We start from the raw sequence: 18435 nt of genomic DNA, 5'->3' as shown, positions 1-18435 counted from the left end.
AAGCAGATTGCTCACTGAAAAGAGTATACACCATATTTTTCCACTGCATTATTATCAGAATTCCGTAACTCATTTAAATCAAGAAATACAAAAGAAATGTCAGAACCTGTCATCTTTATACTCTTCAATCGACCAGAAAAGACTGCTCGGGTTTTTGATGCAATCCGTCAGTACAAACCGAGCAGGCTCCATATAATAGCCGACGGACCACGGCTAACACATGAGAATGACGAAAAGTTATGTAAATCAGCTCGCAGTATTATTGATACCGTAGACTGGAGATGTGATCTGACTCATGATTATGCTACTCAAAACATGGGTTGCAGACAAAGAGTCTCCACTGGTCTAGTCAAGGCATTCGAGATTTATGAACGAGCTATAATCCTTGAGGATGACTGTCTGCCAAATCAAAGTTTTTTTAATTTTAGTGAAGAGTTGCTTGATCGTTATGAATCAAGAGAGGAAATCATGCATATTGGAGGAAACAATTTCCTTAGCCAGAAGGAAAATACTGATCCGGGGAGTTACTATTTTTCAAAGCTTTTCCATATATGGGGGTGGGCGACTTGGAGACGTGCATGGAAGTTTTATGATGTGGATATGAAAGACTGGCCTAGATTCAAAAAATCTGGGCATTTTAAAAAATTACTGCCTGATCCACTCATGCGTAGCTACTGGTCGAGAACCTTTGATTTGTCTTATAATAAAAAAATCGATTCTTGGGATCATCAATGGTGTTATGCCTGTTTAAAAGCCGGTGGGTTTTCAGCTACACCAAAAACCAACCTTGTTATAAATATTGGATTTGACGCAGATGCGACGCATACACGTTCAAACCAAAAGAATCCTGCATCTAAATCTTGTGAGTTATCTTTCCCACTCTCTCACCCAAATGGATTTAAATGGAATCGTATTTCAGACAGGATTGTCCAAAAAAAGAACTTCAAAAGAAGTTATGGTGGTATCAGGACATTCATTGATATTGTCCGAGGAATCTAGTTTCCAAGAGTGAATGATTCTTGCAAGAGTAGTATTCTTGCAAGAGTAGTATTCTTGCAATAGAGTGGAATGAAACACAATAATATTTCTTCTGTGCTATTGAAATGCCTACAAGTCATCCCTGTCAAATTAATGAAATTCTTTCTCTTGTAAATCTCACCTGTCCACAAAGCATATTTGATATTGAAATGGGTTTTGGGAGATATGGTTTTTAAAGTCGTGAAATGTTGGATATATATAACAATCAATGATACTGAAAAGCAGATTAGAAAGTCAGAATCGATGGTGTCGAAGCATTCCGAAAATATTTAACAGAAGTTCAGAGATATATTTGCAATCATCTTTATGAGGGAAATGTATTGGACTTGGTCGATACATTTCAATCTCATTATGATCTAGCATTACTGATCGATATACTTGAACATTTTTCAAGAGACCAAGGTTTATTACTCATCGATAAACTATCAAAAGAATGCTCAAATATCGTGATTTCAACTCCCTTAACTGTATATGAGCAGGATGCGATTTTTTAATAACCAGTATGAACAACACATTTATGAATGGAAAAAAGAGGATTTCTATTCAATGAAAAATATATTATTTCCTCTGAATAATGTATCATTATTGGTGTATGCAGGGGGAAATGCTCCTTCTCTTAAAAATCAATATCAAGCTACTTTACTAAAGAAAAGATTAATCGAGTTGTTTGCCTTTCTTTCTGTTTTTCGAAGCAAACACCAACCTTTAAAATGCGTTAGTGGACGCAAGTGAATTTTCCCTCCTAAATGAATGTATTAATAGTCAATACCCATGACGGAGGAGGAGGTGCGGCCATCGCTTCAAGACGGATTTTGGATTCATTAAAAAGCACGGACATCAAAAGCGCACTACTGGTCCGTCATCTCAAATACAGCCAGTGTACAGATATAATCCCTACATTACCGTCCCAGTTTGATGCTTGGGCTTTGTGGAGCCACCGTCTGGATAATATAGGGTTGAGATTTTATCCTAGGCGTTCACTCCACCCTTTTTCATTGTCTTGGATGCCATCTGAGACCCCCTCTGTTATTCAGTCCATAAATCCCGATCTCGTCCATTTAAATTGGATTACTGGTGCATTTTTAAGAATTGAGGCACTACCAAAAATCATGAAGCCAATTGTTTGGACAATGCATGATGCTTGGCCATTTACAGGGGGATGTCACATTACATATGATTGCCAGCGATTCAGGGAATCTTGTGGGCGATGCCCTGTTTTAGGCTCAACAGAAGATGACGATTTATCGGCTTCAGGCTGGAATAGGAAATATAAGACCTATCGGAAAATGAAAATTACAGGTGTTGTTCCAAGCCATTGGATGCAACAGCTCGCATGCCAGAGTTCATTAATGAAGGATATGCGTATCGAGGTAATTCCTAATCCTCTTGATACAAATTTTTATTTTCCACTCGATAAATGCCAGACACGACTTGAATTGAAATTACCAATTAATCGTCCATTGATTCTCTGTTCATTAACCAATTCCATCATTGACCTTGAAAATAAAGGGGATAAGAGACTGATTGATGTTTTTCAAATGCTATTCCATAACCACCCGGATTTGAATCCTCTCATTTTAACATTCGGGGCTGTACCTCCTACGGATTCACCCTTTAATGATCCTTTGCGTTATTATCATTTTGGGAGGGTAATAGACGAGGCCATACTTGTTAAAATTTATAATGCCTCAGATGTTTTTATAACCGCTTCAAAGAGCGAATCACTCTCGTACACAATCACAGAATCCATGTCATGTGGTGTTCCTGCTGTTGCCTATGATGTCGGAGGCATTAGTGATCTCATTGCACATAAAATGAATGGATATCTGGCAAAACCTATGGATAATAATGACTTGCTTGCAGGTTTGCTTTGGGTATTAGAGGACTCGGTCCGATACAAAAACCTCTCGTCGTCTGCACGTACCCATATTAATGAATATTGTAATTCCAAAAGCGTCGGTGAAAAGTATGCCAGACTCTACCATGAAGTATATGAAGCATCTAAAAGGTAATCATTAATAGTCCATGCTCATTTCAGTTGCTATTCCATTCTACAACAACTCGGAAACCCTGTCCGTGGCGATCCGCTCTGCCTTGAATCAGATATTTGAGGATTTTGAATTGATTCTTCTTGATGACGGCTCATCGGATGGGTCGCTGCAAATTGCACGGGGTTTTAAGGACGAAAGAATTCACATCCTCTCTGATGGAAAAAATCTGGGATTGCCCGCGAGATTAAATCAATCCGTACAAATTGCCCGGGGGAAATATTATGCGCGAATGGATGCGGATGACATTTCTTATCCGGAGCGATTGGCCCAACAGGCTAATTTTTTGGAAACAAATCCCTCTGTCGACCTCATTGGTTGTGGTGCAGTCGTCTTTGATCATTATGGGAAGGGAATAGGAACCTTCCCTATTCACTTAACACACGAGCAAATTGTTTCAAGGCCCAGAAGTGGTTTTTATCTGCCCCACCCGACATGGATGGGCAAGACCGAATGGTTTAGAAAATATCCTTACAATACAACAAGTCTGAAAGCACAAGATCAGGAATTACTTTTACGGACGTATCGGACAAGTCGTTTCGGTAGCATAAACCAGATTCTCTTTGGATATCATCAAGAGAATATGACATTTTCAAAAGCCCTTCGAGGTCGTTTCTACTTTAGCCGCGCATTGTGGCAAGATGCCTTAAAACACAAACAAATCTTCAAGGGCGGAATGGCTATTGCTAGCCAATTTTGTAAAATAATATTTGATTTCATTACCCTAAAGTGTGGATTAGACTTGCCCACTACCCATCGCAGACGTTCCATTACTGCTGAACAATCTGCAAAATGGGATAAAATATGGGCTTCATTCAAAGAGTAATTGTTGTTACTTCATTTAGGGTAGAGGCTAGACTCATTGTATGTTAAATCTGATCATTAGTCCCGAGGACATTAATCCTCCGCTTTCTTCTAGGGATAATTCGATTCCCCACCCGTTTATGAGCATTCTCGCCTGACCACCAAATTCAGTACTTGAATAATATCTTTGCTCTGCGTACACCTAGATATTCCGTCTTTTCACCGTGAGTCTTGAGCGGAATAAATCAGCTAACGGGCACCACCATTACCCATGCAAATTAACGATCTTTCAGCTCGGATTACAGCAAACCATGATCTGATCAGGGGGGCAGTGGATGATGTACTGAAAAGTGGGTGGTTTGTACTCGGGCCACAACTCAAAAAGTTTGAATCGGCATTTGCCGAATATAATGGCGTACTCCATTGTATTGGTGTGGCTAATGGAACAGATGCCATTGAGTTAGCGTTGAAGTCTTTGGGAGTCAGTCGGGGGGACCTTGTGGCAACGACCGCCAATGCAGGCATGTATTCAACCAACGCCATTACTGCTCTCGGTGCTAAACCATTTTTCCTCGATGTTGATTTTGCTACCCGCAACACTTCACTGGAGGAAGTCTCGCGGGCTCTCCAGTCGGGTGTAAAAGCTGTGATAGTCACCCACTTATACGGCCTGGCTGTCCCCGACATTCAAGAGATAAGTCATCTCTGTGCAAGAGCGGGAATTCCCCTTTTGGAAGATTGCGCCCAGGCCCACGGCGCCAGGGTCGGGCTGAAACGGGTTGGCTCTTTTGGTGATGCAGCTAGCTTCAGCTTTTACCCGACAAAAAACCTGGGGGCTCTTGGTGACGGAGGTGCCGTCATTACCGACCGTTCTGATGTGGCAGAGAAAGTTTCTCAGCTCAGGCAATACGGATGGACATCAAAGTACAAAACCGAACTCTCCGGTGGGCGTAATAGCCGTTTAGACGAGTTGCAGGCGGCCATTCTACTGTCTTTACTCCCGCGTCTGGATGCGGCCAATGATCGGAGAAGACAAATTGCCGAACGGTATAACTCTGGCATTCGCCACACTCTCGTGATACCTCCCTTCCATTCCGGCCCCAAATATGTAGCGCACTTGTTTGTTGTTTCCTCGCCCCAACGTGATTTATTGAAGGCCCACTTGCTTAACCAAGGTATCGGCTGCGAGGTGCACTACCCCATTCCAGACCATAAACAGCCTGTTTTTGCAGATCGTTATAACGGGCTTATTTTACCCCATACGGAAGAGTTATCCGGAGAGATTCTGACTTTACCTTGTTATCCGGAACTCACCGATGCAGATGTGGACCGGGTAATCGAGACAATCAACGAGTGGCAACCATGAAATACTCCATTATCATTCCCATCTACAGAAATGAGGCTTCGTTGCCGCGGCTCATCGGGGTGCTGTCTGACTTAAATAAGTTTTTAAACGACCAAATGGAAGCTGTTTTTGTGGTGGATGGAAGTCCAGACCAGTCTTTTGTCTATTTACGCCGTGAACTCGAGCACATGGAGTTTTCCGCCCAGCTCATCGCCCATTCACGCAACTTCGGCTCATTCCAAGCCATCCGCACGGGTCTTCAATCGGCGCAAGGGGATTACTGTGCTGCATTAGCTGCCGATCTCCAAGAGCCTCCCGAATTATTACTGTCCTTTTTCAAATCACTCGATGCAGATGAATGTGATGTCGCCATTGGAACGAGAAACGGGCGTAATGATCCTTTTTTCTCCCGCATTTGCTCGGGAATATTCTGGAACCTTTATCGGTGGTTAGTGGTTCGTGAAATGCCCCCGGGCGGCGTAGATGTTTTTGGGTGTAACCGGGTTTTTAAAGAGCACCTCCTTAAACTTGAAGAATCCCATTCCTCCCTGATAGCCCTGATTTTCTGGCTAGGTTTCCGGAGGAAAACTTTCAGTTACAAACGCTTGAAACGCGAGGAAGGAAAGTCGTCCTGGTCCTTCCGTAGGAAGCTTGATTATATGATGGATAGCATCTTTTCTTTTACCGACTATCCGATCCGGATCCTTACTCATACAGGCATATTTGGCTGCACACTCGCTGGAGTCCTAGCCGTGTTTGTTGTTACGGCCAGGCTGTTGGGTTTTGTCGCAGTCCCGGGTTATGCCGCCACCATGGTCGTTGTGCTTTTTTTTGGTGCGCTGAACCTCCTGGGTCTAGGTTTGGTCGGGACCTATGCATGGAGGAGTTATGAAAATAGCAAAAACAGGCCCCTAGCTGTTATCTCACACCGCTTAATGAATAGGAGAAAAGACCATGTCCACTAGCCCGAAAATCCATGATACAGCTGATGTGCAGTCAAAAGAGATCGGCCAAGGCACAACAATCTGGCAATCGGTCGTTGTCCTGCCCGGTGCAAAGATTGGATGTGATGTGAATATTTGTGCCCACTGCTTCATTGAAAATGACGTAGTGGTCGGTGACAAGGTTACCATCAAATCAGGGGTTTATCTCTGGGATGGGGTCAGGATTGCTGACAACGCCTTTGTCGGGCCAAACGTGACTTTTTCTAATGATAAATTCCCCCGTTCGAAAATTTTCCCCGGTCAATTCTTGAAAACCGTGATCGAAATCGGGGCATCAATCGGCGCAGGTGCTGTGCTCCTACCCGGTATCACCGTCGGGAGGGGCGCCATGGTCGGGGCGGGAGCCGTCGTGACAAGCTCGGTCCCCCCCTATGCGATTGTCACAGGGAATCCTGCACAAATCACCGGATATGTGGACAATAACACACAGTCGGGAATGGTTGCCAAAACACTGGCGCCCCCCGTGGTCATTCCTGGTGAATCACCAGTACCTCCCGCACCGATCGGGGTCACAGGTGTCACTCTGCACCGTATGAAACTGGTTCAAGACCTGCGGGGAGACCTCTCAGCTGGGGAATTCCCCAATGAAATTCCCTTTGAACCCAAACGTTATTTTATCGTTTTTAATGTCCCGAGTAAAAGGACCCGGGGCGAACATGCCCACCATAAATGTCACCAATTTCTGGTCTGTATTAAGGGCAGTTGCGCTGTCGTCGCTGATGACGGACAGCGCCGTTGCGAAGTGATCCTTGATTCCCCCGACTTAGGTATCTATCTCCCCCCTCTTGTATGGGGTATTCAATACAAATACTCGCCTGATGCGATTCTTCTCGTCTTTGCGTCGGATCATTATGATCCGGATGATTACATCCGTAATTATGATGAATTTATCTCCATTATCCGCAATAAGACCTCAGGGGTTTGATTCGTCTTCATCAGAACTTTAAGCCGCACTGGCTAAAGTTTTTACCCAGGCCATTAATGTTGTGCCGGGGGAATCTCTCGTAGCGACCGGATCTTATAGTAGGTCGCTGTCCCCTTATTGATCCAATCATTCGGATCTCCCCCAAAATCACAACGCCCAAATAGGCGCGGGCTTTTGGGCTCTGCCTGGATCACGACGACATCGGTATCCGTCCCTTGATACTTCATCATCTCAAGGTGGACAGACTCCAGTTCATGACGGTAATTCACAGCGCGCGAGAATTCCACCCCCATAAAAATCACGATAGCTATGAGGAATGCCGCCACCATGCTTTTAGCTAAGAGGCGCAATCTTAATTGGCCGAGTGAACTGGTACGGTCCGCCACCCAGCCAGCCATAGGGAGGGCGAGACCGGCACCGAGTATAAATAAAAATATCCCCGGGAAAAAATAGAGGCGCCTGTCTACGTAGCTCAGGATATAAATAATGGGGATATTGGCCATATAACCAAGGACTAAGGCGGTGTGAATCCATTTCCAAGACAGCCGCCCATCCACCAGCCTCAAGGGCCCTGAGGTAAATACAATTAATACCCCTGCCAATACGCCCAAGAGTAGGTGGGTCGCAGTTTTATGAAGAATGATTGTCTGATTAATCAAAAGGAAGTTTTCGAAAAAGCGGGCGAAATCAAATTGTGTAGAGTTTGTCCCTTTCATGAATCGGGCGATATTTCCGGGGGCAATGTAAAGCAGGACCAATCCGATAAAGTAAGCAACCAAGATGGGCCCGGCATTCCGGAGTAAAATACCCCGTTCCTTTTTTGTGGAGCCTACCCAGAGGCCAAGGGCAAGAATTCCTGTAATGACAAAGACGCCAGCTGAAAGTTGTTCATGTGATGTCCCTAAGAGAATCGAACCCACTATCCAATAGGCCATTTTCATATTTCCAACCGCCTTATTACTCCTCATCAAGTTTAGGAAAGCCACCAGCCAGACCAGATTTAACAAAAGGGCCAGACCGTAAACGGCTCCCCCTGTGGGCCAATAAAAACACTCCCCTGTATAACCCCTGCTTGACCAAAAAAAACAAACAAAAGCAGCCATACAGGCCACTCGTTGCCTCCAATCTTCTTTACTCTCAGGGGATAAGCCCGTTAACGAACGTAAAACAGGCCACATCATCAAACCACAGCATCCCCATGCTGCGCCCAGAGCCATGGATAGGAGGGTATGTGTTTCAATCGAATAAAAACTCACGGCGATGCAGGCTGTCGTCAGCACCCTACCTGTCCAGTGCATATATTTATCGGTAAACCAATCCCAGCGGCTCGGGAACTCCCCAATCTGGGTGATATTTGTCAGGTCATCGGCATAAGGCCAGTGGAAGTAACCTAAGAGGCAGGGAAGAATGACCGCAAGGGCACAGAATAATATCCATGCCTTCTGATTTAGAGAAAAGAATTTTGTCATAGTTTGGTTAGAGCGTCTCGTATATAAAATATGAATTGTGCTAATCGAGTCAGTGTGTCACCTATCATTCATACTTAAGTTCTGAGGGCAAGTAAATTTTGACAAGTATTTAATCAGAGAATAAAAAGATTTGGGGCCGAGGCTTGATTTCTCTTATGTTTTACTTTAGGTCAGCATTATGCCTAGACCCATTCGTATTGAATTTTCTGATGCCTTTTATTGGATATCAAGCCGTACTAATGCCGAAACACCCACACTTAAAAAGGGGGCATTGGCCGAACTCTTTATTCAGACGCTTAAGGATTGTGTAAGCCATTTTGGCCTAAATCTTTATGCCTATAGTATTTCCCCCACTGGTTATGACCTATTCCTTCAAGCTCCCCGGAATAATCTGACTGAGTCCATCGGTTGGCTCCAAACAACATCAACCATCAGAATCAATCGTTTTAACCGATCGATCGGTCATGTGTTTTCGGGACGTTATAAATCTATTCTTATATCCCCGGAACTCTATGCCAAAAAAGTTATTACGTCGATTCACCTCGCACCATTTACCCAATCCATGGGTGTAACACTTCCGGACAACGTCTTAGATCGATTGTCTGATTATCCGTATTCCTCCCATATATCTTATTGTCGGGGGCAGGAACGTTTGGACTATCTCACCTATGATTTTCTCACGGATTTTACCGATGTAAATGATTCTGCACAAATGGATTATGAATCGATGATGAAGGCTTGGGCCCAAGAGGGGAAAATTCCTGATTTTCGTTCGGAACTCAGGGCTTCCCTCGTACTGGGCTCTGATGAATTACTTAACCGTGTCAGGGAAGAAATCTCCCACAAGTCGGGAATTATGGAAAGCAAATGGCTCAGGACTGATGCAGCAAAACAGCGTGCCGAGCAAATTGCGCGGCTGATCCCCGCCGACACCCAAAGAGACATTCAAATCTGGCTCCGGGCAAAGATCGGGGGAGAACGCCCCACGCAACTTGCTCTTGAATTCGGGTTTTCCGATGCCAGCGGGATTACTCACTTGCTCAAAAATCTAGAGCAAAAACAAAAGAAGGACGAGTTATTCGCTGGGCAAATTGCTGCGCTGACAAAAAATCTCTCTGAGGGCATATCCACCCGGGGAATCCCGGCAATTAACCTCACAAAACCAGCCCAATCCAAAATGTCTACTACACGCCACCAAGGCAAACAATTTGTGCCGGTTAAAAATGTACTTGAGTCAATGCCGCAGCAGCCTGCGCCCCCTGATGAAGAATCAAACCTGTCGGTTGTATTATTATGACTCTTTGCGCGAGATAATCATTTCGTCGGTGACGAGATAATCTATCCGTCGCTGTGCGAGCGCACGCAAAGCCTCTTGGGGAGTATTAATGATCGGTTCCTCGTGAGCATTAAAGCTGGTATTAATGAGGCAAGGCAATCCTGAGACTTCCTCGAATTGCTCGATAATATCGTAGTAAAGGGGGTTATCGTGGCGTTCGATAGATTGTGGGCGTGCCGTCCCATCCACATGCACCACAGCAGGGATTTTATCCCGCCATTGGTCTTGGACATGACACGTGATCGTCATATATTTTGTCGCACGTTCGGATTGTGGAGGGCATTTAAAGACCTCTGTCAGGCGCTCAGCCCTGACGACCGGTGCAAAAGGCATGAATTCGGTACGGGTGAGACGTTCATTGAGGGTTTTATTAATGTTTTTATCTTTCGGAGTCGCTAAAATCGACCTCGCACCCAAAGCTCGCGGGCCATATTCCATTCCTTTGGTGAATAATGCGCAGATTTTATTTTCATTAATCCGGCAGGCGACCTCGCGAGCCATGTTTTCAGGTTCCTCAATTTCAAAACCCTCGGCAGCATGCGCGATTTGCCTTTGGGAAAATTCTTCCCCGTAATAAATCATTCCTAAGTCCCGTCTTTTGGACATAAATTCTTTCCATCCCCATTTCCGTCGGCAAATATCCAAGGCTGCACCAACGGCGAGACCTTCGTCCCCCATGGCTGGATAAATAAATACCTCGTCAACACCTTCCGACTCGGCAATCACCTGGTTTGCCCTCACATTGGCAAAAACCCCGCCACTGAGCCCGACAAAATGCGCCCCAGCCCGGGTGCGGTGGCATTGCACCGCCTGGAGCATGATTTCCTCCAGGAAACATTGCGCGGACGACGCGATATCCTTCATCTCCATTGTCCGGGCATAATCAAAAATATAATCCTCGGCTTCCTGATAATTTTTAAAGGACGTTTGAACCTGTCCCTTTTCATCCAGGAAATATTTCCCCCTTAACTCCTCTAATAACAAAGGTTTACCGTAGGCGGCTAAACCGGTGATTTTTCCTTCATGCCGGTTTGATTTATACCCGGCGGCGCGTGTGACGCGGCTGTAAAAGCGGCCCATGGAATTTAGTGTACCCGTCGACTGATAAATTGATTCGTCCCCACCGATTACTTCATCAAAATTCTCCTGATCAAACCGGTATAACGAATAACAGGCAAAATCGCCTACTCCGTCGGCCGTGTAGGATATACCTTGGTTGATCCGAGGACTATAAAAGATCGCAGGGAGGGCGTGTGATAAATGGTGGTTAGAAAAGAGCACTTCACAATCGGGACGCAGGCCAAATAGACGACGCAATTTTCCAAAATCGATCAACTCGTTTTCCGCTTTTCCTGATGCCTTCATTTGAGCGTCTATGGACAATCGTTTTTCCCTGCCCAAAAGTTTATTAATATGGTAGAGGGCACGATAGTGTAATGGCCTGTGCGATAGATTTTTATAACAAGACGTAGGAATCGACGCCCGGAGCATTACCAGACAATCAATTTCATCAGGAGGACACTTGCTCCAGAGCTCTTTTAAACTCAGCCAAGGAATCTCATAACCCCATGATTTTATCCGGTTTAGCCTCTCTTCTTTTGCGTACGCGACCAAATCAAAATCTTCAAAAATGCACGCACCTGCATCATGACCCGGATTAATTGCCAATATTTTCATTGATTTGCTTCATAATTCAAATCGGGTGATACTCAATAAAATTATGATTTATTCAAAAGCTTGCGGGGAGGGGGAAAATTGGTTTTAATGCGGATATCTATGACAGTGCTCGCTAAAGCTTATGAACCACAGGGCGTTGAGGAACGCATTTATGCCGCATGGACCAGTGCAAATTGTTTCACCGCTGACCCCAAAAGCGCGAAACCGGCCTATTCCATCGTGATTCCCCCGCCGAATGTGACCGGCATCCTGACAATGGGCCACGTCCTGAATAATACAATTCAGGATATCCTCGTCCGCCGCGCCCGCATGCAAGGCAAGGAAGTCCTCTGGCTCCCGGGCACCGATCACGCGGGACTCGCCACCCAGACTGCTGTCGAAAAAGCCCTGCGTAAACCTGATGAGCTTCCCCCGAAAATCCGCGAGACCCTCGAATCCCTCGACGCCGTCTGGGATAAAGCCGCCGGAAAACCTAAAATCCCCCTGACCAAACACCACATCCCCCGCAGCGATTTACTGGAACTGATCTGGTCATGGACCCGCGACCGGGGCGGAGTCATTATCGACCAGCTCAAGAAACTCGGCTGCTCCTGTGACTGGGGACGTGAACGCTTCACCCTAGACGACAGTTATCACCGCTCTGTCCAGCGAGCTTTTGTCGACCTTTACACTCGTGGCTACATTTATCGCGGCAAACGAATGGTGAATTGGTGCCCGGCCTCATTGACGGCCATTTCCGACGAAGAAATCGTTTCCACCCCCCAGAAGGGAAAACTTTTCACCATGCGTTATGAGGTGGTCGAGGAACCCGGCCAATTTCTAGAAATCGCCACGACTCGCCCTGAAACACTCATGGGTGACACGGGTGTGGCGGTAAATCCTCAAGACCCCCGTTATAGTGCCCTCGTCGGGAAACACGTCTGGCGTCCTTTCCCCCGCACAAAGATCCCGATAGTCGCTGATGATCACGTGGACTTTGAATTTGGCACAGGGGTCCTCAAAGTCACTCCCGCCCATGACAAAGCTGACTTCGAAATCGGGCTGCGCCATCATCTCCCGATTATCGATGTCCTCACCCCTGACGGCAAAATTAATTGCCCAGAAGTGCCCGAGCTCCACGGCATCGAGCGTTTCGAGGCGCGGAAAAAATCCGCCGAAATGCTCGCCTCCATGGGTTTACTCGTCAAAGAAGAACCTTACGAAAATAACGTCGGATTTAGTGAACGCGGCCAAGTACCGATCGAACCCCGTCTGTCCGAACAGTGGTTCCTCGACTATCGCAAAATGCTCGGGGGCCGGATGATCGAAGAAGCCCTACGAGTGGTCCGCGAGCGGCAAATCCGTTTCTGGCCAGATCGTTGGGAAAAAGTTTACGCCCACTGGCTGGAGAATATTCAGGACTGGTGCCTCTCCCGCCAGATCGTCTGGGGCCACCGTATCCCCGTGTGGTACCACGACGGGGAAGTGCTTTGCCAGATCGAGTGTCCCGGTGAAGGCTGGACACAGGATACCGACTGCCTCGACACATGGGCATCCTCTTGGCTCTGGGCTTACGCCACGATGGACGACGCCACTCTAAAAAAATTCTATCCGACCAGCACACTCGTGACCGGACCGGACATTATTTTCCTGTGGGTCGCCCGCATGATCATCGCCGGGTTAGAGTTCGAACCCTCCGGCACTGATGACATCGCTAAAAACATCGCTTTCAAAGATGTTTATTTCACCGGGATCATCCGTGACAAACAAGGCCGGAAAATGTCGAAGAGCCTAGGGAACTCCCCTGATCCACTCGACCTGATCGCCCAATACGGCGCCGACGGCCTGCGTTTCGGCCTGATGCGGATCGCCCCGCAAGGTCAGGATATCCGTTTCGACGAGTCCCAAGCCGAACAAGGTCGTAATTTCTGTAATAAACTCTGGAATGCTGTTCGTTTCCGTCAAATGCAGGAATTACCGAACCAACCCCTTGCGCAAATTGCCCAGCCCACCGCATACGACCAATGGATACTCCAAGAGCTCGCCGAGTGTATCACCAAAGTGAATACTTTCCTCGACACTTTTGAATTCAGCGCCGCCGCCCAAGAGCTCTACGACTTTTTCTGGGGTGATTACTGCGACTGGTATATCGAGGTAGCCAAGGCCCAACTCGCCGATGCCTCGCTGAAAAATCAAACCTGTGCCGTCATGGATTATGTCCTGCACCACGTTTTCCGTTTGCTGCATCCTTATGCCCCGTTTGTCACCCAAGAGCTCTGGAGCGGACTCGGGTTTGGGGATAATATCATGTTTGCTGAATGGCCCACGCAAATTGACCCGATACTCCAAGGCAACTTGCTCACCGAAAAAATCCAGCATACCCGCAAAATTTATGATTCCGCCGGGCGCGGGCGCAATTTGCGCGCAGAATACAAAATCCAATCGAATATAAAAGTCAAATTCGTCCTAAAAAACGCCTCTCTGTCGGATGGGGACGTGGCCACCCTCCGGATGCTCACCAATGCAGAGACTATCTCCCTCGACGCGCAATTTGCTCCCGCAAAAGGCACCCCATTGGTCCTGACTGCCTTAGGTGAACTCTACATGCCCCTCGACGGCTTGATCGATGTCGATGCCGAGAAGGCCCGCTTGAAAAAAGAGCTGGAAATCGCCATCTCCGAAATCACCAAGGTCAAAGCCAAACTGGACAACCCCGCCTTCGCCGAAAAAGTTCCTGCCAAAGTCCTCGAGGAACACCAGCAACGCCTCCAAACCTGGTCCGATAAAAAGACTCAGGTCGAGGAACTGCTCGGTTCACTCGGATAGATAAAGCGGAGAGTGCAGGTAAAACTGGGATCGGTGTTGGTATGTATATTGCTCTCGTAGCTCCAAGATGGCTGACCCTAGACCCTATTTAATCCAAATCCGTGAGATCATCAGCGGTATCCGTGAAAAAAAGGATACCGAAGAGATCGCTGATTTCGTCGCCTTTAAACTCATGAGCCTGTATGGGTTAGAGCATGACCCACTGGTGGTCAATATCGGGGAGTTACTCGCCGACATCCGCCAGAAAGAGTGTTTGGAAGAAAGTATCCCCCTCATCATCCAAAAGGCGTGCGAAATCGTCGGGGCTATCCACGGCTCTTTTGTCGAGGTGGATCATGAACACAAATTTCTCCGGATCGTCTCAAGCTATGGCCCGGACTGGTCGGAAGAAAAAATGAAGTGTTTTCTCCCGGTTGGCAAGGGACTCACCGGAATCGTAGCCGCCACGGGGGAAGCTTACTTGTGCCCTGATGTGTCAAAAGACCCTCATTACTACCCCCTCTTTGATTATGTGAAAAGTGAACTAGTCATCCCAGTCCTGATCGACGGAGAAGTGTGGGGACTCATCAATATCGATGGGATGGAGGTGGATGCGTTTGACGAGAATACGATGCATCTGCTCTCTGTATTTGCCGAAATGGTCGCTTTTTCCATTATGTTACAACACCATGTCCGTAACCAGCGCAAATTGCAGGAGCAAATCATCCAGTCCGAAAAGATGGCCTCGCTTGGTCGTGCGATTGCCGGGATCGCCCATGAGATCAATAACCCCCTGACAACCATCCTCGGCCATGCCTCACTCCTCATGCTTCGCCCTCCCCAGGACACTAAAATGGTGAATTCCATCGAGTCGATTTACGAGGAAACCATCCGCACGGCTGAGCTCGTCAAGGGCCTGCTCGCCTTTGCCCGCAAGGAAGCCCCGCGTCAGGAGATCTCCGGAATCAATGAAATCATCCAAGCCACCGTCGGATTAAAAAAATATCAGCTCCGGACCCAGGATATCGAGCTCGGGCTAGATCTCGAAACGATCTCTTATCCGGTCAATGTCAGCATCCAACAGCTCCAGCAAGTCCTCATCAATCTCGTGACAAATGCCGAACAAGCCATGCCCCGCGATGGTGCTCGGGGCAAAATCGTCATCAGTGTACGGCGTAAAGGCCAAATCATCGAAATCCGTGTCAGTGATAATGGCCACGGGATACCCGAGCCATCTCGCAAATATATTTTTGATCCTTTCTACACCACAAAAGAGGTCGGACAAGGAACCGGACTCGGCCTCTCCCTAGCTACTACTTTGATCGAAAATAACGGGGGCAATTTGTCCTTGGAAAAAACTTCGCCCGAAGGGACCGTCTTCTTGATCGAACTCCCTTTGATGGGACCCCTGCCCTCCCTTCACGAAAACAATTCTGAGAATCCGCTCGCAGATCTCATGAGCCCCCTGAAATCCACCACCCATATTTTACTCGTCGATGATGAACCCCTCGTCGTGGAGCCTCTTGCTGATTATTTGGAAATCAAGGGATTTACGGTGTCGCAGGTGAAAACAGGATTTGCTGCGCTCGACGTGATGCAGAATGTGACATTTGATCTCGTCATTAGCGATATCCGCATGCCCGGCATGGATGGCCTAGAGTTTTATGAGAATGCGGTCAGACAATTTCCCCGGTTAAAAGAAAAGTTTATCTTCATCAGTGGTGACATCATGCGCGAAAATGTCCTGCCTCAAATCAAAATACATGGATGTTTATGGCTGGAAAAACCATTTACTTTTAACTCCATCATGAAAGCGATCCATGAACTCCTCGACACGGCCAGCTCCTCCTCCGGTCCTGTTTCCGCAACCGGCTAATCACGGTACTGCGCCAAATACAAAGTTCGCCTTGCACTGGACTTCCTTTTCCCAGATAAAGCACTGCTTAAAACCTGAATTTAGTTAGGCCTTTGCCAACGGCCAAGGGGAGTTGGAAAAAGTCAGGGCCTTATTGACAAAGGCACACCATAGGCCGGGTGAGCTGAGAAAAGTTACAAGGCGCAAGGGGGTAGTTAAAGGCGAAAAGTATTTTTAAAATCCTCGTGTCTTTCGTGAGCTTCGTGGTAGAAAGAAATCCTGTGATAATCTACGCTAACCTGCGGTTAAACTCTGCTCTGACTCACACCGACAGCACGGGCAATTTGCGCGGGGTATGGGATTATGATCCTTATGGGCGGGTATCGAATAACCTCGTGACGAGTAACGCGGTGGATTCCGACTTTAAATTCACGGGACATTTCTATCATGAGAAGAGCAAATTGCACCTGACACTTTACCGGGCGTATGACGCTGACACGGGAAGATGGATAAGCCGCGATCCGATTGCGGAAGCTGGAGGGATTAACCTTTATGGGTATGTCTCCAATAATCCGGTGAACTGGGTCGATCAGTGGGGGTTGGAAGTGCGTCTTGAATCGCATTCTGTTATACCTAGTAAAGATCATGCAAAGATTACCATTATTCCTAAAAATCAGCTGAAATGGTCAAAACATTCAGAGTTTTATAATAAGACTAAAGATGGCAAGGCATATGCCACAATTGGTGCGGGACCAGAAGATGGTGGTAAGCTGGTGAGTCACTTGAATCGTAAGACTGATCTTAAACGGGATAAAAATACATATTCGGAAACTATTGAATGCCCAAAAAACATGACAGAGGATCAATTTATAAGTTCATTATTAAAATCTGACAGAAATTACTCTGACAATTTAGATTATGATTTGCTGCCAGCGGAGAGTGGTGGAGATCAGAGCTGGTATCTGCCGGATGACAGTTATAACTCCAATTCATACGTTTCTGGTCTTTTGAATGCAACAGGAGCAAAAAGGCCATCAGCTCAACCTTCTAAAAATCCTGGATGGTACAAACCTGTGCCATCAAGCAATTTTAAATAATATGAAAAGTTTTATAGTTAAACATCTCTTTGTAACATATGTTTTCGTGGGTTTACTTTTGCAGGTAATTGTTTATTTCAATGGCGCGCAGTATGATTCAGATGGTTATCAAGGTTTACTCTATTGGTTTTCAATAATATTCGGATTTTTATTTTGGATACCGAGCGAAATTATTTTTGCTATTAATAATGGTCTGACCATTTCACATCAGACCTGTTTGTCGATTATACTTGGAATTTTGTTTGCTTGTCTCATCGATTGGATATTATTAATCTCAAAAAGCGTGTCGTCACAGTCAAAGGTTTAAAGAGTCAGATAACGTGAGAATATGAACTTTCCACGCCAACCGAACTCCGGCGAAGTCGGGAGCCACGCGGGTGAAAGCCTTTCCGGTCGAATGAAACAGTTCACGACCGAAAGAAACGTCCGGGAAGAATCTACGTGTTAAACTTTCTTTCTGATCATATGAGACAGAATTGTGGTCGTATGGTATTTGGGAATAGGGGTCATGCTGAGATTTGTGATTGTTTAAAACAAATTGCCCCGTAATAACCCTTTACTCAGGAACGTGTGCAAGTTGCGTAGGGGGTTCACAGTGCGAGGAATAGGGGTCATGCTGAGATTTGAGATTGTTTAAAACAAATTGCCCCGTAATAACCCTTTACTCAGGAACGTGAGCAAGTTGCGTAGGGGTTCACAGTGCGAAACAAAGCGGAAGGGGAACGGTATTCTTTCTTAAATCTCTTGATGAATATCACACAGTCAAAATGCGGAAAGTGCGGTCTTGACATATGATGTCGTAAATAGGGGTCATGCTGAGATTTGAGATTATTTAAAACAAATAAATAGGGGCCATGCTGAGATTTGAGATTATTTAAAACGAATTGCCCCGCAATAACCCTTTACTCAGGAACGTGGGCAAGTTGCGTAGGGGGTTCACAGTGCAAAAAGAACCGGAAGGGAAACGGTATTCTTTCTTAAATCTCTTGATCCATATCACACAGTCAGAATGGGGAAAGTGCGGTCTTGACATATGATGTCGTGGGGAATCTA

Annotated in this window: 12 protein-coding genes; 10 read left to right on the top strand and 2 right to left on the bottom strand. The window is 46.4% G+C overall.

Translation table 11 applies throughout. From position 1 onward, the window contains the following. The first annotated feature begins 96 nt into the window (after positions 1-96). The 6 genes from SGI98_02915 (at position 97) to SGI98_02890 (ending at position 7164) form a co-directional block, all read left to right on the top strand. Positions 97-999, top strand: coding sequence for a glycosyltransferase family 2 protein (locus tag SGI98_02915; GenBank protein ID MDZ4742354.1), 903 nt, complete (start codon positions 97-99; stop codon positions 997-999). 785 nt (positions 1000-1784) lie between these two features. Then, positions 1785-3050 (top strand): glycosyltransferase, encoded by a 1266-nt coding sequence (locus SGI98_02910; protein MDZ4742353.1) that lies wholly within the window; start codon positions 1785-1787, stop codon positions 3048-3050. A 13-nt stretch (positions 3051-3063) separates the two neighbouring features. Further along, entirely contained in the window at positions 3064-3912 is an 849-nt protein-coding gene (locus tag SGI98_02905; protein MDZ4742352.1) for a glycosyltransferase family 2 protein, read from the top strand. Positions 3913-4161: 249 nt separating this feature from the next. Beyond that, complete coding sequence (locus tag SGI98_02900; protein MDZ4742351.1) at positions 4162-5256, top strand: DegT/DnrJ/EryC1/StrS family aminotransferase; 1095 nt, start codon at positions 4162-4164, stop codon at positions 5254-5256. Further along, positions 5253-6200 carry a glycosyltransferase gene (locus tag SGI98_02895; GenBank protein ID MDZ4742350.1) on the top strand — a complete coding sequence of 316 codons (948 nt, stop codon included), beginning with the start codon at positions 5253-5255 and terminating at the stop codon, positions 6198-6200. Before SGI98_02900 ends, SGI98_02895 begins: the two co-directional genes overlap by 4 nt. Then, the gene (locus SGI98_02890; GenBank protein ID MDZ4742349.1) at positions 6190-7164 is read left to right on the top strand and encodes a WxcM-like domain-containing protein; all 975 of its coding nucleotides are present in this window, start codon (positions 6190-6192) and stop codon (positions 7162-7164) included. Before SGI98_02895 ends, SGI98_02890 begins: the two co-directional genes overlap by 11 nt. Before the next feature lie 53 nt (positions 7165-7217). On the opposite strand, the gene SGI98_02885 is transcribed toward SGI98_02890, so the two are convergent. Next, complete coding sequence (locus SGI98_02885) at positions 7218-8633, bottom strand: DUF6056 family protein (GenBank protein MDZ4742348.1); 1416 nt, start codon at positions 8631-8633, stop codon at positions 7218-7220. Positions 8634-8811: 178 nt separating this feature from the next. Here SGI98_02885 and SGI98_02880 point away from each other — a divergent pair, with 178 nt between their 5' ends. Continuing rightward, complete coding sequence (locus SGI98_02880) at positions 8812-9930, top strand: hypothetical protein (protein ID MDZ4742347.1); 1119 nt, start codon at positions 8812-8814, stop codon at positions 9928-9930. Here the strand turns inward: SGI98_02880 and SGI98_02875 are convergent. Continuing rightward, positions 9925-11646 carry a carbamoyltransferase C-terminal domain-containing protein gene (locus SGI98_02875; GenBank protein MDZ4742346.1) on the bottom strand — a complete coding sequence of 574 codons (1722 nt, stop codon included), beginning with the start codon at positions 11644-11646 and terminating at the stop codon, positions 9925-9927. The genes SGI98_02880 and SGI98_02875 overlap by 6 nt on opposite strands. Before the next feature lie 99 nt (positions 11647-11745). Here SGI98_02875 and SGI98_02870 point away from each other — a divergent pair, with 99 nt between their 5' ends. The 3 genes from SGI98_02870 to SGI98_02860 all read left to right on the top strand — a co-directional run bounded on the left by SGI98_02870 (position 11746) and on the right by SGI98_02860 (position 17382). Continuing rightward, a complete protein-coding gene (locus SGI98_02870) occupies positions 11746-14451 on the top strand; it encodes a valine--tRNA ligase (protein ID MDZ4742345.1) in 2706 nt (901 codons plus the stop codon). A 67-nt stretch (positions 14452-14518) separates the two neighbouring features. After that, positions 14519-16306 carry an ATP-binding protein gene (locus SGI98_02865; protein MDZ4742344.1) on the top strand — a complete coding sequence of 596 codons (1788 nt, stop codon included), beginning with the start codon at positions 14519-14521 and terminating at the stop codon, positions 16304-16306. A 260-nt stretch (positions 16307-16566) separates the two neighbouring features. Further along, positions 16567-17382, top strand: coding sequence for an RHS repeat-associated core domain-containing protein (locus tag SGI98_02860; GenBank protein MDZ4742343.1), 816 nt, complete (start codon positions 16567-16569; stop codon positions 17380-17382). The last annotated feature ends 1053 nt before the right edge of the window (positions 17383-18435 follow it).

Source organism: Verrucomicrobiota bacterium (assembly GCA_034440155.1).
In the GTDB taxonomy this organism is placed as follows: Bacteria; Verrucomicrobiota; Verrucomicrobiia; order JAWXBN01; family JAWXBN01; genus JAWXBN01.
Note: the sequence above shows the minus strand (reverse complement) of the source record. Positions and strands in the feature narration are given on the sequence as shown.